At 32.8% G+C, this 22,071-nt stretch carries 25 protein-coding genes; 13 read left to right on the forward strand and 12 right to left on the reverse strand.

What is annotated here, in order from left to right; all coding sequences use genetic code 11:
* Nucleotide 1 precedes the first annotated feature (1 nt).
* Nucleotides 2-586, forward strand: coding sequence for a DUF420 domain-containing protein (locus tag DNC80_RS08005; protein ID WP_182650674.1), 585 nt, complete (start codon nucleotides 2-4; stop codon nucleotides 584-586).
* A gap of 16 nt (nucleotides 587-602) precedes the next feature.
* Nucleotides 603-839, forward strand: coding sequence for a hypothetical protein (locus DNC80_RS08010; RefSeq protein WP_182650676.1), 237 nt, complete (start codon nucleotides 603-605; stop codon nucleotides 837-839).
* A gap of 20 nt (nucleotides 840-859) precedes the next feature.
* On the opposite strand, the gene DNC80_RS08015 is transcribed toward DNC80_RS08010, so the two are convergent.
* Nucleotides 860-2,260: a DUF4403 family protein gene (locus DNC80_RS08015; protein WP_182650678.1), complete on the reverse strand. Its 1,401-nt coding sequence runs from the start codon at nucleotides 2,258-2,260 to the stop codon at nucleotides 860-862.
* A 191-nt stretch (nucleotides 2,261-2,451) separates the two neighbouring features.
* On the opposite strand from DNC80_RS08015, the gene DNC80_RS08020 reads away from it, so the two are divergent.
* The 3 genes from DNC80_RS08020 (at nucleotide 2,452) to tsaB (ending at nucleotide 5,885) form a co-directional block, all read left to right on the forward strand.
* Nucleotides 2,452-3,819 carry a TolC family protein gene (locus DNC80_RS08020; protein WP_182650679.1) on the forward strand — a complete coding sequence of 456 codons (1,368 nt, stop codon included), beginning with the start codon at nucleotides 2,452-2,454 and terminating at the stop codon, nucleotides 3,817-3,819.
* A gap of 5 nt (nucleotides 3,820-3,824) precedes the next feature.
* On the forward strand, nucleotides 3,825-5,132 hold the full coding sequence (locus DNC80_RS08025) for an efflux RND transporter periplasmic adaptor subunit (RefSeq protein WP_182650682.1): 1,308 nt from the start codon (nucleotides 3,825-3,827) through the stop codon (nucleotides 5,130-5,132).
* 81 nt (nucleotides 5,133-5,213) lie between these two features.
* A complete protein-coding gene (gene tsaB, locus DNC80_RS08030; RefSeq protein WP_182650684.1) occupies nucleotides 5,214-5,885 on the forward strand; it encodes a tRNA (adenosine(37)-N6)-threonylcarbamoyltransferase complex dimerization subunit type 1 TsaB in 672 nt (223 codons plus the stop codon).
* Between the two features lie 16 nt (nucleotides 5,886-5,901).
* Here the strand turns inward: tsaB and DNC80_RS08035 are convergent, their stop codons facing one another.
* From DNC80_RS08035 to DNC80_RS08045, 3 genes are all read right to left on the reverse strand, one after another.
* Nucleotides 5,902-6,738 carry a mechanosensitive ion channel family protein gene (locus DNC80_RS08035; RefSeq protein ID WP_182650686.1) on the reverse strand — a complete coding sequence of 279 codons (837 nt, stop codon included), beginning with the start codon at nucleotides 6,736-6,738 and terminating at the stop codon, nucleotides 5,902-5,904.
* 81 nt (nucleotides 6,739-6,819) lie between these two features.
* Entirely contained in the window at nucleotides 6,820-7,338 is a 519-nt protein-coding gene (locus tag DNC80_RS08040) for a YtxH domain-containing protein (RefSeq protein ID WP_182650688.1), read from the reverse strand.
* Between the two features lie 319 nt (nucleotides 7,339-7,657).
* Nucleotides 7,658-8,557: a NifU family protein gene (locus DNC80_RS08045; protein WP_182650690.1), complete on the reverse strand. Its 900-nt coding sequence runs from the start codon at nucleotides 8,555-8,557 to the stop codon at nucleotides 7,658-7,660.
* Between the two features lie 163 nt (nucleotides 8,558-8,720).
* Here DNC80_RS08045 and DNC80_RS08050 point away from each other — a divergent pair, with 163 nt between their 5' ends.
* Together DNC80_RS08050 and DNC80_RS08055 are read left to right on the forward strand one after the other, a co-directional pair.
* The gene (locus tag DNC80_RS08050) at nucleotides 8,721-9,716 is read left to right on the forward strand and encodes a type IX secretion system membrane protein PorP/SprF (protein ID WP_182650692.1); all 996 of its coding nucleotides are present in this window, start codon (nucleotides 8,721-8,723) and stop codon (nucleotides 9,714-9,716) included.
* 7 nt (nucleotides 9,717-9,723) lie between these two features.
* On the forward strand, nucleotides 9,724-10,239 hold the full coding sequence (locus DNC80_RS08055; RefSeq protein ID WP_144889509.1) for a gamma carbonic anhydrase family protein: 516 nt from the start codon (nucleotides 9,724-9,726) through the stop codon (nucleotides 10,237-10,239).
* Nucleotides 10,240-10,245: 6 nt separating this feature from the next.
* On the opposite strand, the gene murI is transcribed toward DNC80_RS08055, so the two are convergent.
* From murI to DNC80_RS08095, 8 genes are all read right to left on the reverse strand, one after another.
* Nucleotides 10,246-11,025, reverse strand: coding sequence for a glutamate racemase (gene murI, locus DNC80_RS08060; RefSeq protein ID WP_182650695.1), 780 nt, complete (start codon nucleotides 11,023-11,025; stop codon nucleotides 10,246-10,248).
* Nucleotides 11,026-11,134: 109 nt separating this feature from the next.
* Nucleotides 11,135-11,635: an OmpH family outer membrane protein gene (locus tag DNC80_RS08065; protein ID WP_144889506.1), complete on the reverse strand. Its 501-nt coding sequence runs from the start codon at nucleotides 11,633-11,635 to the stop codon at nucleotides 11,135-11,137.
* 21 nt (nucleotides 11,636-11,656) lie between these two features.
* Entirely contained in the window at nucleotides 11,657-12,652 is a 996-nt protein-coding gene (locus tag DNC80_RS08070) for an OmpH family outer membrane protein (protein WP_182650697.1), read from the reverse strand.
* A gap of 33 nt (nucleotides 12,653-12,685) precedes the next feature.
* Nucleotides 12,686-15,415, reverse strand: a complete 2,730-nt coding sequence (locus DNC80_RS08075; RefSeq protein WP_182650699.1) for an outer membrane protein assembly factor — start codon at nucleotides 15,413-15,415, stop codon at nucleotides 12,686-12,688.
* Nucleotides 15,348-16,088, reverse strand: a complete 741-nt coding sequence (locus DNC80_RS08080; protein WP_086452919.1) for an isoprenyl transferase — start codon at nucleotides 16,086-16,088, stop codon at nucleotides 15,348-15,350. The genes DNC80_RS08075 and DNC80_RS08080 overlap by 68 nt, the downstream gene beginning before the upstream one ends.
* 2 nt (nucleotides 16,089-16,090) lie before the next feature.
* Nucleotides 16,091-16,765, reverse strand: coding sequence for a DUF6089 family protein (locus tag DNC80_RS08085; RefSeq protein ID WP_182650700.1), 675 nt, complete (start codon nucleotides 16,763-16,765; stop codon nucleotides 16,091-16,093).
* Between the two features lie 170 nt (nucleotides 16,766-16,935).
* The gene (locus DNC80_RS08090) at nucleotides 16,936-17,820 is read right to left on the reverse strand and encodes an NAD kinase (RefSeq protein WP_182650702.1); all 885 of its coding nucleotides are present in this window, start codon (nucleotides 17,818-17,820) and stop codon (nucleotides 16,936-16,938) included.
* A gap of 63 nt (nucleotides 17,821-17,883) precedes the next feature.
* Nucleotides 17,884-18,543, reverse strand: coding sequence for a CBS domain-containing protein (locus tag DNC80_RS08095; protein WP_182650704.1), 660 nt, complete (start codon nucleotides 18,541-18,543; stop codon nucleotides 17,884-17,886).
* 112 nt (nucleotides 18,544-18,655) lie between these two features.
* Between DNC80_RS08095 and DNC80_RS08100 the strand changes: the two genes are divergently transcribed.
* From DNC80_RS08100 to DNC80_RS08125, 6 genes are all read left to right on the forward strand, one after another.
* On the forward strand, nucleotides 18,656-19,369 hold the full coding sequence (locus DNC80_RS08100; protein WP_182650706.1) for a pyridoxine 5'-phosphate synthase: 714 nt from the start codon (nucleotides 18,656-18,658) through the stop codon (nucleotides 19,367-19,369).
* A 34-nt stretch (nucleotides 19,370-19,403) separates the two neighbouring features.
* The gene (locus DNC80_RS08105; protein WP_182650708.1) at nucleotides 19,404-20,162 is read left to right on the forward strand and encodes an alpha/beta fold hydrolase; all 759 of its coding nucleotides are present in this window, start codon (nucleotides 19,404-19,406) and stop codon (nucleotides 20,160-20,162) included.
* 56 nt (nucleotides 20,163-20,218) lie between these two features.
* Entirely contained in the window at nucleotides 20,219-20,563 is a 345-nt protein-coding gene (locus DNC80_RS08110; RefSeq protein ID WP_182650710.1) for a phage holin family protein, read from the forward strand.
* Between the two features lie 86 nt (nucleotides 20,564-20,649).
* Entirely contained in the window at nucleotides 20,650-21,021 is a 372-nt protein-coding gene (locus tag DNC80_RS08115) for a hypothetical protein (protein ID WP_182650712.1), read from the forward strand.
* A 144-nt stretch (nucleotides 21,022-21,165) separates the two neighbouring features.
* Nucleotides 21,166-21,519 carry a heavy-metal-associated domain-containing protein gene (locus tag DNC80_RS08120; RefSeq protein ID WP_182650714.1) on the forward strand — a complete coding sequence of 118 codons (354 nt, stop codon included), beginning with the start codon at nucleotides 21,166-21,168 and terminating at the stop codon, nucleotides 21,517-21,519.
* 80 nt (nucleotides 21,520-21,599) lie between these two features.
* Nucleotides 21,600-22,070 carry a TlpA disulfide reductase family protein gene (locus DNC80_RS08125; RefSeq protein WP_182650716.1) on the forward strand — a complete coding sequence of 157 codons (471 nt, stop codon included), beginning with the start codon at nucleotides 21,600-21,602 and terminating at the stop codon, nucleotides 22,068-22,070.
* Nucleotide 22,071 lies beyond the last annotated feature (1 nt).

Consider the following 22,071-nt stretch of genomic DNA (forward strand, 5'->3'; position numbering starts at 1 on the left):
TATGAAAAACAATTCCTTAGAACAAAAATTCAATAAATACATCATTGCGGTATCTATAGTAATTCCTGTTGTGGTAGCTATTTTGTTTAAAATTAAACTGAAAGATTTTGGAATTGATGTAGCTCCATTGTCCTTTTTACCTCCAATATATGCTACTACAAACGGTTTAACGGCTGTTTTATTGGTAGCGGCTGTAGTAGCTATTAAAAACGGTAATAGAAAATGGCATCAGTATTTCATGACTACAGCTATTGGTTTATCGCTTGCTTTTTTAGTGATGTATGTTGCTTATCACATGACGAGTGATTCTACTGTATTTGGTGACAGTAACCATAATGGCATATTGGAAGAGTCTGAAATAGTTAGTATTGGATTTCTACGTATTGTGTACATATTGATTTTAATCACTCACATTATTTTGTCTATAGCAATCATACCAATGGTATTGATTACTTATGTTAGAGCAATAGGGCAGGATTTTGTTGCTCATAAAAAAATCTCTAAAATCACATTCCCTATTTGGCTTTATGTTGCAGTAACGGGTGTTATTGTCTATTTGATGATTGCGCCTTATTATAGTTATTAATTTTACAGTTAGAAAGATGAAGTTAATTAATCCTATTGGGAGTAAGTTTTGGTTTCTTTTTATAGCTTTTGTTTGCAGTGCTAGCGTAAATGCGCAATGTGCTATGTGTAGAGCTGCGCTTACTAGTGGTGATAATACTACTCAGGCTGCCGCTGTAAATGACGGAATTGTATACCTAATGGTTATTCCGTATTTACTAGTTGCAATTATTGGGTATTTGATTTATAAAATGAAGAAAAATAAGGCTTCGTAATTTATTGTTTCTGTCAATGTTTATTTTAAACCATTGATAGAAACATTTATTTTCCCTTTTACTTTTACAAATGCTATAATAGCTTGATTGGTAAGTTGTATTTTTTGGAATTCTATTTCTTCCATTTTTCCATTTACAAATACGCCTTGCATGGGTGAATAATTTTTTAGATAACCCAACATACTTTTTTGGCCTTCGTCAAGGTTTGGTTGAATAGAATACCTGCAACTTTGTTTTATTTTTTTTAGGATCAATGTTTGAGCCATCCAGTTTGCGGTTCGCATTAATTTGTTTTTTGTATCCAAGGCATAGTCTAAATCCTCAAAGTAAACTTCTTTGGTTTTGCCATTATATTGGGGTAGGCCAGATAAATATAAAGTTCCATTTACACTTCCTAAAACATCTAAGGCAATAATTATTTTTCCTTTTTTGTGCCAAATGTCCACGTTTTGTACTTGAATTTTTTTGGAACCCGATCCAAATTCTTGACCTTTAAAATTTTTAGTCATTATTTTAGACGCTTCTTGATAGGATGAAATAGCAATAATGTTTGCATCTATATCATTAGGAATTTTGGTAACTGGTTTAAGCGTAATCTTAGAGGCATTAAACTTCGATTCAGGTTGTTTCCCTATAAAAGCTTCCATATTGCACTTCATTCCCATTTCTATAAGTAAGGCATCATTTTTTAATGTCGCATTGGTAGTGTAAATCTCTAAGGGAACTATTCGTAACCAACTTTCATACGTGTCATTCATTAAAAAAGGAGTGGTGATTTTTTCTAATGCACTCAAGACATTTGGTTTAAAATCCATTGATTTTCCTATGGCTTCGTCAATTTTACGTTCAATTTTTGATCTAAATATTTTGACTGCAGGATTGATTAGATAGGTTACAGGTACGTTTTTACCAAAGACAACCATGGTTGGGCTTTCGTTCCAGTCAAGGGATTTTAATTCGGTTTTAGTGTTTAGTTTCCAATTTGTCAAGGTAACATCACTAGATAAAGTCACAACGCCATCTAAATTAAACTCTCTAGTATCATAGAGCTCTATCCCCATTTTTTTGGTACCAATTCGGTATTTTATTACAGCTTTTAAAGGAAGAATTGTTTTTATTTTTTCTCCTTTTTCAGATGTAATTGTTATTGGGGCTTGTTTCCAAACTTTCATTTCAATGTCATCGTCCTCAATTGTGTTGTCCTCATAGATCAATCCTGTTAATATTTGATTAGTCTGATTCTCGATATCTTTTAACTTGACCGAAATAGGAAGATTAATAAAAGAAGGATTGTTTTCATAAACCAATGGTACAGCATCATCTGGCTCGGGTTTTAAAGCATTTATCTTGTTTGTAGTAGCGCAAGATCCACATGAAATTATAGCTGTAAAAACGAAAATGATTCGATAGAATGCGTACATTTATTTTATTTTAGAAAACAAAATTAGTAAAACAATTCTTTTTTTATGATTTTTTGTAACAAATGCTACGAACGAAAGTCTTATTGTTTAATTATTGATTATGAAAGGCTATACTTTGGAGTTTCAGAGATTGTAATTAAACTAAGTTAAATGTGTTTGACCCCATAAGTCAGACAATTATTTAAAAAAATATGAAAAAAAAGAGTTTTTTTAGTTTATTCATTGTTCTTGTAGGATTGTCTGTTCAGGGACAAGCCAAAAAGTGGACATTGCAAGAATGTGTGAACTACGCCATTCAAAACAACATCTCAATTAAACAATCCGCTCTAGATACTAAAACGGCATTGATTGATAAGAGAGGTGCTATTGGTAATTTTTTACCCTCATTGAATGCCAGTGCTTCTCACTCTTGGAACATTGGTTTGAATCAGGATATTACCACTGGTTTATTGAGAAATCAAACAACCCAGTTTACTTCAGCTGGTGCTAATGTAGGTATTGATATTTATAAAGGATTGCAAAATCAGAACACGCTTCGTAAAGCCAATCTTTCCATAGTGGCTGCAAAGTATCAATTGTTAAAAATGCAGGAAGATATCGCTTTGAATGTTGCCAATGCTTTTTTGCAGGTTCTTTTTAATAAAGAAAATTTAAAAGTACAGAAGGAACAATTGGGAATCAATGAAAAGCAATATGCACGTTCAGAAGAATTGGTTAAAGCTGGATCTATTCCTCGTGGTGATTTATTAGATATCAAAGCGACCGTTGCTCAGAATAATCAGAATGTTATAGTTGCTGATAATGCTTTATTGATTTCAAAATTAAGTTTAGCGCAGTTGCTACAGCTTAAAGATTTTGAAAATTTTGATGTTGTAGATGACACTAATATGAGAGATGAGAATAATATTATGGCTCAAACTCCAAGTGCTATTTATAATAAAGCGATAGAAGGCAGAACAGAATTAAAAATTGCTCGAACTAACTTAGAGATTGCCCAAAAAAATGTGGACATTGCAAAAGGAGCTTTTCAGCCTACTTTACAGGGTTTCTACAGTTTTAATAGTAGGGTTTCATATGCTAATGTTCCTGTTTTTAATAACATGGGAAATATAACTGGTACCCGAAATGCAGCCCCATTTTTCAATCAGTTTAGCGATAATAAAGGACAGTCTTTTGGAGCACAATTATCAATACCAATATTTAATGGGTTTTCTGTTAGAAACAATGTAGAGCGTTCCAAAGTGAGTTTAGAACGATCGAAAATTGCCGTAGAACAACAAGATTTGGATTTGCAAAGAAATGTTTTTACTGCATTTACAGATGCTAAAGGCGCCTTAAAATCATACGAATCTGCTGTAATTGCTGTTGAGGCTAGACAAGGAGCGGTTGATTATGCTAAAGAACGTTATAATGTTGGGTTAATGAACTCATTTGATTACAATCAAGCCCAAACATTGCTTACTAATGCACAATCTGAAGTATTGAGAACCAAATACGATTATATCTTTAAAATTAAAATATTAGAATTCTATTTTGGAATTCCTCTTATCAAAAACTAATTATTATGTCAAAAAAAACAGTTTATATCTTAATAGGTGGTGCAGTAGTAATTATTGCTGGTTTAATTGTTCTTTCTAAATCAGGTGTTATAGGTAAAAAAGACGTGGGAACCGAGGTTGAAACAGCACAAGTGAGTCCATCTACAATAATTGAAACGGTATCTGCTACTGGAAAAATTCAACCAGAAATTGAAGTTAAAATATCCTCTGAAGTTTCGGGAGAAATCATAGCCTTAAATGTAAAAGAAGGTCAAGTAGTGAAAAAAGGGGACTTATTAGTAAAAATAAATCCAGATTTATATACCTCAGGATACAATAGATCTGTTTCTAACTTATCCGGAACTAAAGCGAGTTTGAGTCAAGCAGATGCTTCTTTCAAAGAATCAAAAGCAAATTACGATAGAAACAAAACATTGTTTGATAAAGGAATCATTTCAAAGTCGGATTGGGACAAGGCTATTGCTTCGTTTGAAGTTGCAAAAGCTTCAAAACAATCAGCTTATTACAACGTTCAAAGCGCCTCTGCAACAGTAAATGAAGCCAAAGATAATCTTGGACGTACAACTATTTATGCGCCTGCTGACGGAACTATTTCTATGTTGAATGTAGAATTAGGAGAGCGTGTTTTAGGTACACAACAAATGACAGGAACCGAAATTTTGAGAGTGGCCAACTTGAATAATATGGAGGTTGAAGTAGATGTTAATGAGAATGACATTGTAAAAATTAAAGTTGGAGATGAAGCTAATGTTGAAGTAGATGCATATCTAAAAAAACAATTCAAAGGTGTTGTTACAAGTATCTCAAATTCAGCAAGTTCAGCTTTGACAGCAGATCAGGTAACTAATTTTAAAGTTAAAGTAAGAATATTGAAAGAATCATACGAAGATTTATTAGAAGGGAAACCAAATACGTACTCTCCTTTTAGACCAGGTATGACGGCTACCGTAGATATTATTACTGAAACTAGAAGCAATGTACTTGCTGTTCCTATTAGTGCGGTAGTAGTAAAATCAGATACTGCAGCCGTAAAAGAAATAAAAGTTGAGGATACAAGTGAGGATCAAAAAGATGCTGCCCCTAAAAGCGACAAGAAATTTGAGTGTGTTTTTGTTAAAGTAGGGGATAAAGCAAAAATTAGAATTATAAAAACTGGTATTCAAGATGATACTAATATTGAAATCCTGACTGGCTTGAAAAAAGGAGATGTAATTATTACAGGGCCTTATGCCACAGTTACAAAAGAACTAAACTCAGGAGATAAAGTGGCAATTGCTACAGATAAAGATAAAAAGGACAAGGACAAGAAGTAATCTATTACACGTACCATTTTGAAATCACAATCATAAAATCTAATTTTGTGATTGTGATTTTTAATTTAAACAAAAACCAAATTGAGTTATATACTAAACATTGAAACCGCCACTAAGAATTGCTCTGTTTCATTAGCTAAAGATGGAGTAACAATCCTTTGTAAAGAAATTGCAGAAGAAGGATATTCACATGCAGAGCGACTACATGTTTTTATAGAAGAAATTTTTAAAGAATCAGGTTATAATCTCAAAGATTTAGATGCCGTTGCAGTTAGTCAAGGTCCAGGTTCTTATACGGGTTTGCGTATAGGCGTATCAGCTGCAAAAGGATTGTGTTTTGCATTAGATATTCCACTAATAGCTATAGATACGCTGGAAACTCTTGCGGCACAAGCTAAAATTAATAAGGGTTTAATTATTCCGATGATTGATGCCCGAAGAATGGAAGTATACAGTGCAATTTTTGATTCAAAACTTGAAAAAAAGCGTGAAGTTCAGGCCCAAATAATAGATGAGAATTCATTTAATGAGCTTCAAGATGATTTGTATTTTGTGGGAGACTGTGCTGTAAAATGCAAGAGCGTACTCAATAAAAGCAATCATTTTTTTCTTGAAACTTTAGTTTTTCCTTCGGCTAACGAAATGAGTTTTCTTAGTTTTGAAAAATTCAAAATAAACGACATTGTTGATGTCGCTTATTTTGAACCCTATTATTTAAAAGACTTTATGATAACTGCTCCTAAAAAAAAGTAAATTATGCTCACTAGTTTTAGGTTGCAGTGTTTGATGTAAACGAAGACTCTTTAACAAAAGGTTGCATAGTAATTCCGGCAATATCAAAGGCTTCTTTGCATCCTTGAAGCGTTTCTGCACATACATTTCCAAAATCTTCATTTGTTGCCCATGGTTTAACAGCTAGTTGAATTGCATTGTCTGTTAATATTTTGACAGCAACTTCGGCTTCTGGTGTTTTTAAAACCTTAGGGTTGTTTTCCAAAACTTTAGTTATGATGTCTTTCGCAATTTTAATATTGGTGTCATAGGATATTGCAATAGTCAAATCGGCTCTTCTAATTTTTTCCATAGAATAGTTAATGATATTCCCATTTGATAAAGCGCCGTTAGGAACAAAAATAGTTTGATTGTTACCTGTAATTAATTTGGTAACAAAAATTTGTATTTCACTTACAGTTCCTGTTACACCTTGTGCTTCTATTGTGTCGTTTACACGAAAGGGCTTAAATAGAATTATTAACATTCCGCCAGCAAAATTTGAAAGAGATCCTTGTAATGACAGTCCCACGGCAAGTCCCATGGCTCCTAAAATTGCAACAAAAGAGGATGTTTCAATCCCTAATTTAGAGATAAACGATACAAACAAAATTACTCGTAAAACCCAAAGTAAAATATCAGCTAAAAACCGAGTTAGGGTAGGGTCTAGATCTCTCTTGACCATTAAGGTCCTAATAAATCGATTGATTAATCGGATGATGTACAATCCAGCGATTAGGATGATAAATGCCGAAATTAATTTTGGAGAATAATCAATTAATACTTGCGCAAAAGTGTTAGCGTAGCTAGTGATTTGATTTGGGTCTAGATTCATAATTGTAAAATAAAAAACCTTCTCAATAGGAGAAGGTTGGATTTGTAGGTCAAAAATACAATTATTTTATTTTTTATTAAATTAATCTGCGTCTTCTTCGATTTTATTTACAACTTCTTTTATTTCTGTTGTAGCAATTTCTTTTCCGTCGTCAGCTAAAGCTACAGTTTTCTCAGCTGTAGTTTCAATTGCCTTTTTTGCATCTTCGGTGCCGTCAGCAATTGCATCGCTAGTGTGATTCAATTTTTCTTTTACAGTATCCGTAAGGTTTTCTAAAGTTTCTTCGGCTTTATCAGCAAATTCAGCTACTTTTTCTTTTGCTTGTCCAGCAAACTCCTCTGCCTTATCCATAATAGGCGCTGCGTGTACTTTAACTTTATCAATGGTTTCTTCGGCAAAGTTTTCTGCTTTTTCAAGGTAAGGAGCTGCAGCTTCTTTGGCTTGCTCCAGTTTATCTTCAATAAAATCTTCGGCTTTGTCTAGATAAGGTGCGGCATTTGCTTTTGCTTGTTCTAGTGTTGCTTCGGCTTTATTGGCCAATTCAGTCGTTGTTTCTTTGGCAGAGCCAAATAAATTTTTAAAAAAAGAGGTTAGTCCCATGGTATTTTTTATTTGATTAGTCCTACAATGTTAGTGATTTTTTTTCAATTATAGTTTAACCTATTATTAATAATTTATTGAAAATCAGTTGTGAAATGTATGTTATTTGTCAAAAGTATTGATTTTACTCGTTTTGTGGGATCTTGATTTTGGGAATAACCAGCCCTTTATATTTTAATTGGAATGTAAATTTGAATCGTGCTATTACTTTCTATTCTCTACTAAACACAAAAAAGCGCTTCGATAGAAACGCTTTTTAAAATAAATAAAGTATATAATACTTTAGGATTTAATCAATGCCAAACAAAAGTAAAAGTACTTATGCATTAACGGCTTCTACTTTGATACTTTCGTCATTTAGCATGCTTTTTAACATGTTTTCGATACCGCTTTTTAAAGTAAAAGTTGATGATGGACAACCACTACAAGCTCCTTGTAAAATAACTTTTACCAGTTTTTCCTCCTCATTGTACGAGTCAAAAGCTATATTACCTCCATCAGCCTGAACAGCTGGTTTTACATATTCTTCTAAAATATTAATAATTTGTTGCGACGTGGTGTCTAAATTATCAAACTCTTGCGCCTTGATAGTTTCGGTTTCAGTAGTGCTTGCAATGTAGCTTTCATCTAGTACAATACCCCCGTTTTCTATATATTGTTTAATAAAACTTCTCAGATCTAATGTGATTTCTTGCCATTCATTGATATCATATTTTGTAATTGAAATATAATTTTCATCAATAAAAATCTCTTTTACGTAAGGAAATTTAAATAATTCCTTTGCTAAAGGTGAAGCACTAGTTTGATCTATATTTTTAAATTCTACAGCATTTTTGGTCAACATTTTACTAACTACAAATTTTAATGCAGCTGGATTTGGAGTAGTTTCTCCATAAACATTAACTGGTTGCTTTTTTGTAGTAGTTTCACTTTTAGTTACAATTACGCCTCCGTCTATTATAAATTGTTCAATCTGCTCTGCAACTGCGTCCTTGACATCATCCCATTCTACAATGCTAAATCTTTCGATTGCAATAAAATTACCAGATATATACACGGTTTTTACAAAGGGTAAATAAAATAATTTTTGAGCCAATGGCGATTCTTTTGCTTCGTCGATATTCTTAAACTCAAAATTTTCATTTTGTGTAATAAAATCTTCAAATTCAAATTTTAATATAGTTGGATTTTGCGTTTTTTTTATGGTGATTTTGCTCATGATTTTTGAAATTTTTACAAATTTACTAAAGTTATTTTCTATGAATACCTATATTTGATTTTTTAAAGAAGAAATTAACTTTTGTTATCTAGTTTATGGTTTCAAGATTTGATTTTACGCAATTATAGCCAGTGAATTCATTTGGTGAATTAAATTATTTTCGATGTATCAAAAACTTACTGTTTTACTTGTTTTTTTCTTTTGCCAATATTCTTTTGCTCAAGAGGGAATTCCCGTTTATTCCGATTATCTATCTGATAATTATTACCTTCTACATCCTTCTATGGCAGGAGCTGCAAATTGTTCCAAAATAAGACTTACTGCCCGTAAACAATGGTTTGATCAAGAAGATGCTCCAGCTTTACAAACACTGAGTTTTAATGGTAGAATAAGTGATAATGCTGGTGCTGGTATTATTGTTTTTAATGATAAAAATGGATTTCATTCTCAAAAAGGTGTGAAACTTACTTATGCTTATCATTTGATGTTTTCTAGGGATGAAGTAGATCTTAATCAACTGTCTTTTGGTATTAGTGCGGGTTTTATTCAAAGTCAACTGGACCAAACCTCTTTTTTAGAGCCAGGACAAAGTGATCCTTCTGTAGATGGAACTGTGATCCTTAAAGAGGCTTATTTTAATACTGACATTGGTTTGTCATATAATTTTCTCGATTTTTATGCACACGCGACTGTTAAAAATGCTTTAGAAACCAGAAGAACTGTTTACAGTGAATATGAAAGCGATAATCTTAGAAAATATTTAATCAGTGCAGGATATAATTTTGGTAATCCAAAAGGGTTGCTTTGGGAACCATCTGTTTTGTTTCAAATGGTAGAAATAACAAAAGAAAAATCAATGGACTTTAATTTGAAAGTTTATAAAAACATTGATTTTGGACGTGTGTGGGGTGGTCTTTCGTACAGACGTAGTTTAGAGGGTGCACAGTTTAATAATAACGGTGTTATTGGTACCCAAAAATTACAATATATTACCCCAATTGTAGGGGTGAATGTTAATAAGTTTATGTTTGCTTATACCTATTCTCAACTTTCGGGAGCTGTGCAATTTGATAACGGTGGTTATCATCAAATTACCTTAGGGATTGATTTATTTTGTAAGCCAGCTAAATATTCATGTAATTGTCCAGCCATAAACTAATTTTTTTATGATCATAAAATCGGTTCTAGGAAAAACGCCTGCTATACCTGAAGATTGCTACGTTGCAGAAAATGCAACCATTGTAGGCGATGTAAAATTTGGAAAAAATTGTAGTGTTTGGTTTAATGCTGTAATTAGGGGTGATGTAAATTTTATTACTATAGGAGATAAGGTAAATATTCAAGATGGTGCCGTTATTCATTGCACTTATAAAAAGCACCCCACAATTATAGGGAATAATGTTTCTATAGGGCATAATGCTATTGTGCACGGTTGTACCCTACACGATAACGTTTTAATAGGTATGGGAGCTATAGTTATGGATAATTGTATTGTAGAAAGTAACTCTATTGTAGCTGCAGGGGCTGTGATTACTCAAAACACAGTTGTAACTTCGGGCTCTATTTGGGCTGGGGTTCCGGCAAAAAAAGTTAAAGATATTGATCAGTCTGATTTTGCTGGCGAAATTGAACGTATCTCTAATAATTATGTGATGTATTCGAGTTGGTTCAAAGAAGAGTAACTTACTTTAAAAGTCTTTACTAATGGCGATAAATTCATTGCCAATAATTTCTTGAAGTACTTTTGGATTTGTATTCGTGTAAAATATATTTTCAGACTCCGAACTATTTGTGAAACCTACTTTTTCTCTTAGTACATTTTGTGTTTGTTTGGCTACAGCCTGGCCTGAATCTATAATTTGAATGTGATCAGGGAGTATTTTCTTTATTTGCGGAATCAAATAGGGGTAATGGCTGCATCCCAGCACGAGATAATCGATGTTTTCTCGAATCATTGGTGCAATATAAGATTCTAGTAAAAGAGTCATTTCTGGGGAGTTTATCTGTCCATTTTCTATCAATTGAACCAAACCGTGTCCTACTTGTTCAATTATTTTTGTATCCTGATATTTTTCAGTTGTTTTATTAAAGAGTTCGCTATTGAGTGTGCCTTGTGTAGCTAAAATGCCAATTACTTGTGTTTTTGAATGCGTAACAGCTGGTTTTATAGCTGGCTCTATACCAATGAACGGAATACTATATTTGGCTCTTAATTCTTGAATGGCATTTGTGGTAGCTGTATTGCAAGCCACTACTATTAATTTACAACCGATATCCAATAAAAAATCAGTGTTTTTCATGCTCAAGGCAATGATCTCTGATTTTGATTTTTGACCGTAGGGAGCATTTTTGCTATCGGCAAGATATATTGTTTTTTCATTTGGAAGTAATGCATGTATAGCACGCCATATTGAGGTGCCACCTATTCCTGAGTCAAAAATTCCTATCGGCTGATTGTTGTAGTCCATAATAACAAAGTTATGTGCTTAAATTTAATATTGCAATACTGTATTGAAACAAAAAACTGCTCAAACTTTAATAGTAGGAGCAGTTTTTATAATTTAAAGCTTGATTTTTTTAGAAACCTAAATCTTTTTTAACATCAGCTGTCAAGTTTGGTCCGTCAGCAAGTAATAAAGAAGATCCATCAACGATATATTGAAAACCTTTTGCTTTACCAATTTTTTGGATTGAAGCTCTTACTTTTTCCATAAGTGGTTTCATGATATCTGATTCTTTTTGTTGCAATTCTTTTTGAGCATTGTCTCTGTAATCAACAATTCTTTTTTGCATGTCTTGTACTTCTTTTGAACGTTCACCGTTTATAGCTTCAGTTACTGTAGCAGCTTCTGCTTCGTACTTTTTTAATTTCCCTTGGTATTCCTCTACCATTTTTTTGTATTCAGCATCGTATGTACCACTCAATTTATCTAATTGTTTTTGACCATCTAATACTGCTGGCATTTTTGTCATAATTTCACTTACATCAACATGAGCTGTCTTTGCTTGTGCATTAACGGTTTGGTTTGCTCCTAACATTAATAGTGCAGCAATTAATAGAGTTTTGATTTGTTTCATCGGTTTTAAAATATTAAGTAATTAATTGTTATTTGTGTTCTTCTTTTGTAAATCTTCTTTTGCTTTTCTTTGAGCTTCGCGATCTTCAAGGATTTTTTTCTTTTTATCCTCTAAAGCTTTCTTGCGCTCTTCAAAAATTTTCTTTTTCTCTTCGGCTGAATTTAATTTTACTTCTTCCGTTTTTTGGGTCGTTTTACTTGCTTCATTTGTTGCGGTTTTAGTTGCGTCATCTGAAGTTGGTTTTGCTAAAACCGTGCCATTTTTTTTAGCTAATCTTTCCTCTTGAATTCTTTTTTTGTTGTCCTCGAATTCTTTCTTCTTTTGCTCTTGCAATGCTTTGCGCTCCTCAAAAGCTTTGTCTCGAGCCGTCTTTTTCTCTTCTAGAACTTTTTTTCTCTCTTGAACAAGCTCATTGTCGGCATCGGCATCTTCTTTGCTTTCTCTTGCCTCAGCATCTTTGAGCTGTTTTTTTGTGAGTTGCTCTCTTTTTTCAACACGTGTAAGAACTCTTAAAACTTGATCGCTAATATCGAATTTTTTTGCGGCAAATAGCATGGTTAGGTCCGAAGATTTATCAAAAATAAAATCATACTTCAATCTGTCTGCAATATCTTGGACTGCTGTGAAAACTTGATCTTGAATTGGTTTTATCAGTGTTTCTTTTTGAGCTATTAAATCTCCGTTGGGACCAAATCTCTTTTGCTGATACTCTAAATTTTCATTTTCAAGAAACCGAATTTCTGTTTCTCTTTCTTCAATTAACTCTTTTGTTAATAATGTTTTTTCGGCTTTTAATGCTTCTTTAAGCGTATTGATTTCATTTCTTTTGGTGTCAATCTCAATTTTCCATTTTTGAGTTCTTTGTTCCAATTGATTTTTTGCCTCAATATAATCGGGTACATTTTGTAAAATATACTCCATATCTATGTACCCAAGTTTTGTTCCTTTGACTTGTGCATTCAATCCGTGGAAAACAAATGCAAATACTACAAAAACGACTATAAATTGTTTTTTCATAATGGTACTATTTTAAGTTGCAAAAAATGATGCTTAGAACTGTTGGCCTATAATGAAATGCGTTTCCCATCCATTTGCTTTGGCTTGTCCTGGAAGTGCATCAAATCCATGACCAAAATCAATTCCTAATAATCCAAATGCTGGCATGAAAACACGCAATCCAACACCTGCTGATCTGTTTAAAGAAAATGGGTTATAGGCTTTAAAATCTTTGTATGCTGAACCCGCCTCTAAAAATCCAAGTGCATATATAGATGCTGATTGTTTTAATGTTATAGGGTAACGTAGTTCCATAGAAAACTTGTTAAATACTGTTCCACCTATTTGTTCTCCTCTTTCATTTGTAGGTGTAAGAGAGTTGTTAGGATAACCGCGCAATTGAATGTTTTCACGTCCATCCATTGCAAAGTTTGCTAATCCGTCTCCACCTAAATAATATCTTTCAAACGGAACTGCTCCACGTTCTTGATTGTAGCTTCCTAAAAATCCAAACTCTGTTAATAAACGCAATACTAATTTACCATAAATTTTGGTATACGTATCAGCTTTGAATTTTACTTTATAGTATTCTAACCAGTTGAATCTTTTTTGGTCAACTTTACTTGCATCGGCTGCAGCCAAATTAAAATCAGTTACTTTATTACCATTAGCATCAACATAATCTCCAATGTTTACTATATTTCCATTAGCATCGGGTACATTTTGTCTGTCTACTGTATTCTTTAATTTATATTCTTCTTGATTGCCAAGGTTAGCATAATCTACTCCATTAAACAAAGAATAAGGAGGTGTCAGTTTTGCTGAAAGGCTAACCTCTGATCCGTATGTTGGGAATATAGGGTTTACACCTTTACTGTTTCTGGTAAGTCCTATAGTATATGATAAGTTTCTTGAAGTTCCGTTACCAAAGGTAAACAAACCAGTGTTGTAGTTGTTTAACGAATAGTGCTGGTAACTTACAGATTGGGATAATACAAAGAAATCATCTGGCACAGTAAGTCTTTTTGCAAGACCTACAGACAAGGTTAGGATATCAAAACTTCTTGTTTTATCTGCTCTTTGTGTAATAAAATTGTTTAAAAATTGTTTGCTGTATGATAGGGATGAACTAAAAGATACTGGTTTTTTACCTCCAAACCAAGGCTCTGAAAATGATACACTATACGTTTGAAAAAAAGTACTAGCTTGCAAACGCAATGAAACTTTTTGTCCGTCTCCCATAGGTAATGGCTTGTATGCTTCTTTTTTAAACATATTTCGAGCAGAAAAATTATTAAATGATAGTCCAAGTGTACCTATGAAACCACCACCACCATAACCACCTTGAAGTTCAATTTGGCTAGATCCTTTCTCTACAAGATTGTATTCAATATCTACCGTTCCAGCTCCTGAGTCTACATTTTTAAATTTCGGATCAATTGCTTCAGGATCAAAAAATCCTAATTGTCCAATTTCACGAACCGTACGTACTAATTCGTCTTTACTGTATTTTTCCCCTGGCTTGGTTCTTAATTCACGGTAAATTACTCTATCATTAGTTTTGTCATTTCCTACTACCGTAATTTTGTTAAAATAAGCGATAGGTCCTTCGGTGATCCTAATCTCAAAATCAATGGTGTCGTTTGCCGTTTTAACTTCAACAGCATTTACATTCGAAAATAAATAACCATTATTTTGATATAAGTTTGTTAAGTCTTCAGCATCTGGTTTAGACTTGTCAGCAATTCTTTTTTCAAGTAAAACGCCGTTGTATGTATCTCCTTTTTTTACTCCTAAAACTCTAGCTAAACCTTGATCAGTATAGACCGTATTTCCAAGAAATTTTATGTTTCCAAAGTAATATTTATTTCCTTCTTCAACATTAATTTTTATGTTTAAGAGGTTTTTGTCTTTATTGTACACTATAGAATCAGATACTATTCTAGCATCTCTAAAACCTTTTTCTTTGTAAGAAGCTATTACTTTTTCAAGATCTGTTTTGTATTTGTCTTTAATGTATTTAGATGGTTTTAAAAGACGAGTCAATTTCTTTTGTTTTGTATCTTTCATTGCATTTCGTAGTTTTTTGTCACTTATTTTAGTGTTTCCTACAAAATCAATACTTTCTATTTTTACCTTGTCACCTTTATCAATGTTTACAAGCATATTCACTTGATTGATAGTAGTGGTGTCTTTTATGGTGTTGATGTTAACTTTAGTGTTGTAAAAACCATCTTTCTTATATTTATTTTCAATATAATTTTTAGTGGTTGTTATTAAATTCTCATTAACAACTTTCCCTTTAGTAAGAGAGTTGTCTTTGATCAGTTCTTCCACTTTAGCTTTTTTAACACCTACAATTTTTACTTCACCTAGTTTTGGTAATTCAACAATGTTTAAATCTAGATAAATACTATCGTTTTGAATTTTATTTATATAAAAAGAGATTTCATCAAATAAGCCAAGCTTGCCTAGTTTTTTTATAGCAGTACTTACTTCTTCTCCAGGAATTGTAATTTCTTGACCTTTTTGTAGTCCTGTAAAAGTAACTACAGTCTGACTGTTAAAACTAATATCGCCTACAACGGTAACATCAGCTAATATGTATTTTTTTCCTTGATCAAAAGGAACTCTTTCCTGCGCTTTTACTTGTGTAAAACACCCGAAAATTAATACGCTAAGGGCTAATTGTATGCTTTTTTTTAACACTAAAAAATTATTTAATTTGTTCACTTGTTTTTCCAAATCTGCGTTCTCTTTTTTGATAACTAATGATAGCCTCATATAAATCTTGTTCTTTAAAGTCTGGCCACAATATATCAGTAAAATATAATTCTGCATAGGCTATTTGCCACAACAAAAAATTACTTATCCTATGTTCTCCACTTGTTCGTATTAATAAATCTACCTCTGGTAAATTTTGCGTGTAAAGATGCTCATTAATAATGGAATCGTCAATATTGTCTATTGAAATTATATTATTTTTAACTTTACTACAGATGTTTTTTACGGCCGAAACGAGTTCTTCTCTTGAACCATAGCTTAGCGCCAAAGTCAAAGTCATTTGAGTATTGTTTTTGGTCTTTTCAATAACATCAAGTAATTCTTTTTGAGCTGTTTTAGGAAGTTTTTCTAAGTTGCCTATTGCGTTGAGCTTAATGTTGTTTTTTTGCAGTGTGGTCAACTCTTTCTTTAGGGAATTTATAAGAACCTTCATTAAGGTTTCTACCTCAAGCTTAGGTCTATTCCAGTTTTCAGTAGAGAATGCATATAATGTTAGGCACTCAATGCCTAATTTTGCTGTTGCTTCAATAATAACTTTTACTGATTTAGTACCGCTTTCGTGACCAAAAGCGCGTAAAAATCCTTGTTGTTTTGCCCAGCGTCCGTTACCATCCATTATGATGGCTAGGTGTTTGGGTAATCTAGTGGTGTCTATATTCTCTAATAAATTCATTTTTATTCTGTGCAATAACACGGTTTTTGTCCAAAAGTGTATGTAAGACTTACTCCTGTAAAAACATACCAATCGTTATTATTTATATTCCCAAAATTTTGATTAAAACTGCCGTCTATATTATCGGTAAAGGTGTATCGAGCACCTGTTTCTAATGCTAATATTAGTCTGCGTGTAATGTTAGACTTAATTCCAATTATCATTGGTATTGCAACAGACTTTTTTCTTTCTGTTCTTCCATTTACAGTTAAGCCGGTATTACTGTTGTTTAAGTCATAATCAGCAAAGATATAATTAATACCTGATGCCACATACGGAGTAATTTTAGTAGATGATTCATGAAGATTAAAGTCAAAAAAATTGAACTCTAGACCTAATGATAGTTCTTGAATATTTGTTTTAAAATCATAACCTCTGTTAGTTCTACTTCCTTCTTTAGAATCTTGGTCTCTAGAAGTAAGATGAGATTGATTGTATGAAAACCTGAAGGAATGCCTAGGACTTTTATTCCATTTGTATAAAAAACCAAAAGCACTTTCATTTGGTGCAATATAAGTTGTTGTTCCTACATCACCTATGTAATTGCTACCGCCCATAAAAACACCAACCTCATGTATTTGAGATTGTACTTCAGTAAAGGGAATAATAGATAATAATAAATAAAAGATCTTCTTCATTAACTCAAAAATTGCGTGCAAATATAATAATTATCAATTCGATACAATGCCCAATCTGTTAAATGTGTATTTTTTTAATAATTCACATAGTAACGTTCTTTAAACAAGGCGTTTGTTTCTTTTAAACGTAAAAAACTGATAAAATCGTATAGCCTTTTAAGTAAAATGATTTAATTGCGCTTGTCTTGACCCCAAAGTAATTTGTTACGAAGTGTTTTTAGGAAAGTTTCTTCGGGTATTTCAACCATATTAATTTGAAATGGTGTTTTATTTAAGGTTAATATCGATTCATTTTTTATAGAGGTAACTCTTGAATCTAATGAAACCAAATAATTTTCTTCTCTTCCAGATACTTTTAGTCTGATTTCTGTTTCGTCTGGAACAACAAGTGGTCGTGCCGTGAGGTTGTGTGGTGCAATTGGTGTAATGACAAGACTTTTTACATCAGGAGTTAATATTGGTCCACCACAACTTAATGAATATCCAGTTGATCCAGTTGGGGTTGATATAATGAGGCCGTCTGCCCAATATGAATTTAAAAACTCTCCATTTAGATATGTGTCAATAGTGATCATAGAAGTAGTATCTTTTCTGCTCACTGTTATTTCATTCATTGCAAAATTAATTTCCTCTATGGCTTCGTTTGAGGGTGTGCAGGTTAAACTCAGTAGAGTTCTTTTTGAAATGGTATATTTTTTATCAATTACAAATTGCATAAATGCTGCAATATTTTCCTTTTGTACTGTGGCTAAAAAGCCTAGTCTGCCTGCATTTATACCTAATATTGGAATGCCGGAGTCTCTCACTAACGTAGCAGCTCTTAATATGGTGCCATCTCCACCTATGCTTATCAACATATCAAAACTACTGTCTAATTCAGTGTGTTTACTAAAGGTATTATATGTCTTTTCTACAATTTTCTTGTCGTTTAATATTTTCAAAAATTGAACTTCAATAACCATTTCAACCTTTTTTTTATTGAAAAAATCAAAGATATCATTGATAATTGGTTCTGTGCTGTTTTGATAATATTGACCGTAGATAGCAACTTTCATATTTTTTGGATAATCGTTTTATGGAATAATTGGTATAACACTTTTTGAATGTGAAATTTTGCTCTAGATATTAAGGTATTTGTCTAAATAATCAGAGCGTTCTTTTAAATTGTTGATGTAATTGTCTTCTTGGTGCTCTGTCAGGATAATGTAATTGTATCTTCTGAATGTTTGAATAATTTCATTCATGGCTCCAAGAGTTATTTTTAAAGTTACCACTACATTGTCAACCTCAACCTCAGAAACGAATAATCCTAGAAGTTTACCGTTATTACTCTCTACAATTTGCGCTATCTGACTCATGGAGTATTCTAGCACGGGTTTTTTTACTACAATGATTCCTCCTGGTTCTTTTAAAAATGGCGTGTCGTGAAAATAACGCATAACATCCTCCATTTCATAATACCCAACATAAGTATTGTTTTCATCTAGAACGGGAACTAAATTCGTTTTGTTTCTAGCAAAAACTTCAAGTACGTCGAGCCACACCATATTAGTTCTTGTAAAAAAACCTTCAAGGGTGAAGCGATAATCGGCTACTCTTTTAGTGCTATCAAATGTTTCTATATCCTCTGATGGAATGCTACCTATATATATACCCTCATCTACAACAGGAAAGTGAGAGTAGTGGAGCTCACTAAAAAAATCCTGAACCGTAGCTATAGATTCTTGTTTGTCAATAGCCTTAAAATCGTTGGTTATAAACTCTGTAATTTCTGTCATAAATCAATCCGCAATATTTCTTGCAAAATAATCAAAAATTAGCAAAATCTCCTAAGTTTTACTTTGTATTTTTGTAATCATAAATATAACTATCAAAACAAAAGCGATATAAATGACAAAGTTAAGTGTGAATATTAATAAAATAGCTACGTTACGTAATGCTCGCGGTGGTAATGTGCCTAATCTTTTACAGGTAGCCATAGATCTACAAAATTTTGGTGCACAAGGAATAACAATCCATCCTAGACCTGACGAACGCCATATTAGGTATCAAGATGCACGTGACTTAAAAGCAGTTGTTCATACAGAGTATAATATAGAAGGAAATCCACAGCACAACTTTATCGATTTGGTATTAGAGTGTAAGCCTACACAAGTAACCTTGGTTCCAGATGCCATAGGAGCTATTACTTCCTCTGCGGGTTGGGATACGATTGCAAACCAATCCTATTTAACAGAAGTAATTCAGGAGTTTCAGCGTCAAGGCATTCGAACATCTATTTTTGTAGATCCCATTGCCGCCATGATTGAAGGAGCTCAAAAAACAGGAACCGAAAGAATAGAATTATACACCGAGGAATTTGCACACCAATACAGTTTAGGGAACAAAAAAGGAATTGACCCTTACATTAAAGCGGCTGAAATTGCTAACCAACTAGGATTAGGGATTAACGCGGGTCATGATTTAAGTTTAGATAATATTCAGTTTTTTAAAGAGAATATTCCGGGTTTACTGGAAGTTTCCATTGGTCACGCCTTAATTTCGGAATCTCTTTATTTAGGATTTGATAATGTGGTGAACATGTATTTAAGAAAGTTGAAGTAAATAAGAGTCAATTAAGTTTAAAAAATAATAGCATATGCTTTTTTCAAAAATAGAAGGTTCAGGGCAACCGCTTTTAATTCTGCATGGATTCTTGGGCATGTCAGACAATTGGAAATCATTGGCAACGCAATTTGCAGCTCATTTTCAAGTTCACACGCTAGATCTTCGCAATCACGGTAGAAGCTTACATTCTGGTGAATTTAGTTATGCAATCATGGCACAAGATGTTTTTGAGTATTGTCAAGCGCATGAGTTGTCCTCTATTTTTATTATTGGGCACAGTATGGGTGGCAAAGTAGCTATGACACTGGCTACAACACAACCGCAATTGATTAGTAAGCTAATCGTTGCAGACATAGGTCCAAAACTGTATCCTCAGCATCATCAACTTATTTTAGCGGGCTTAAACGCTGTTGATTTTTCTAAGAAACCAACTCGTAATGATGCCGAGACGATTCTTGAAAAATTCATTCCGGATTTTGGTACAAGACAGTTCTTGTTGAAAAACTTGTATTGGAAAGAGCCTGGTCAATTGGCTTTTAGATTTAATTTGGAAGCTTTTAATCAAAATTTAGACCAAATAGGCCAGCCGTTGCCAGAAAATGCAATATTTACGCAGCCTACTTTGTTTATAAGAGGAGGTGATTCCAATTATATTTTGGACTCTGATTTTAGTACCATAGAACATCATTTTCCTATGGCAACCGTTGAAACAATACCTAAAGTGGGGCATTGGCTGCATGCCGAAAACCCTGCAATGTTTTATGACAAAGTAATTTCTTTCTTGGAATAGTTTCAAAAATCTGTAAAAATTATTACTTTTAATTTAATTTAAAAACCATTTATCCCATGAATTTACTTCTAAAAATTATCATCACATCAGTAATAGTTTTAATTCTTGCAAACTTTTTACCTGGCGTTTACGTAAATGGATTTACAACAGCTTTGATTGTAGCGGTAGTTTTAGGATTGTTAAATATTTTTATTAAACCTATTCTTGTTCTTCTAACATTACCGGTTACAGTGCTTACATTAGGATTGTTCTTGTTGATTATTAATGCGCTTATGATTGTATTGTGTTCACAAATTGTGGACGGGTTTAAGGTAGAGACCTTTCTTACGGCAATAATTTTTAGTGTGTTATTATCAGTTTCCCAGTCAATAATGAATGGATTGTTAGGGATTAATAAGTGAAAACTAAAATTTAACACTCATTTAGCAATAATATGCTCTATTGTAATTGGTTAATAAAATATCTTTGTATTCGGTAATAAATAAAAATGTCAAAAAACCTATACATATTACTTTTAGTTGTTTTTGGATTCTTTTTGAGTCCAACAACAACTATGGCTTGTAATAAAAAAGGGGAGATGGCGTGCTGTGCTAAAAAAAGCACAGTCAAAAAAGAAAAAAAAGACTGTTGTTCTAAAAAACAGTCTTCAAAAAAAGAATCTCATGACGGCTGCAATGGCGCTTGTAAAAGCATTACATGCGGAGGTTCTTTCGTTTATCTAGGAATGACAAACGGCATGCAATTGGAATTTAATAATCCGTTATTTGATTTTTCAACAAAAAAACAGAACTTTTATTATTCTAATATCTTCATATCCTCAGGATATAGATCCATCTGGCTTCCACCAAAAATAGCTTAAATGTATTGGTGACAGCCAAAAGTCTGTCTTGTCAAAAAAAATAGCTTAAATTAATTCCAAAATTTGTCGTGTCATTTATTCAACAATACATTTTATGTAGTGATGGTGTATTTGTCGGCATTATGTCTCAAAAAATAAATCAAGATGAAAACAATTCATAAAATTTTAGTTGCCTTAGTAATAATGTTATCAGTAACAGTAAGTGCACAAAGCAATAATAAAGTAACCAAAACAGTAAAAATTTACGGAAACTGTGGTATGTGCAAAAAAAATATAGAAACGGCTGGTGGCCAAAAAAACGTAGCAAAGGTGCAGTGGGATACTGAGACTAAGATGGCAACATTAGTGTTCAATCCTGCCAAAACAAACCAAGAAGAAATCTTAAAAAGAATTGCTGCAGCGGGTTATGATAGTGATAATCACAAAGCTCCAGATGCAGCTTATGATGGTCTTCATGGATGTTGTCAGTACGATCGAGTAGGTAAAAAGCAAGAATAAAACATAATAATTCAAACAAGTACTTACTAGTTGAAGTGCACTTTGCTCAATTAGTAGGTCTGTTTTAAACTGTAAACAAGATGAAAAAAATAGTAATAATACTCAGTATAGTTTTTAATTTGGCTGTAGCCAATGCACAACTTAAAACAGGTGATGCGTTGCCAAATGTTCAGTTAAGCAACGATAAGGACGTTGCAGTAACTCTTGAATCATTTAAGGGTAAAGTAGTTTTAGTTGATTTTTGGGCGTCTTGGTGTGGGCCATGCAGACAAGCCAATAAAAAATTAGTACCTTTTTATAATGCTCATAAAAATGAAAATTTTGAAATAGTAGGGATTTCATTGGATACCAATAAGGCAAAATGGATTGCGGCTATTGAAAAAGATAAATTGGCCTATCCGCAATTGATAGATGCAAAAGGTTTTGATGCAAAAACAGCATTGCTTTTTGGAGTAGAGGGATTGCCAAGTTCATACTTGTTTGATACTTCTGGAAAGTTAGTAGCGACAAACCCAACAGAGGAAATTATTCTAACTTTTTTAAAAAAATAAC

This window comes from Flavobacterium sp. SOK18b (genome assembly GCF_014156605.1).
Classification (GTDB): Bacteria; Bacteroidota; Bacteroidia; order Flavobacteriales; family Flavobacteriaceae; genus Flavobacterium; species Flavobacterium tiangeerense.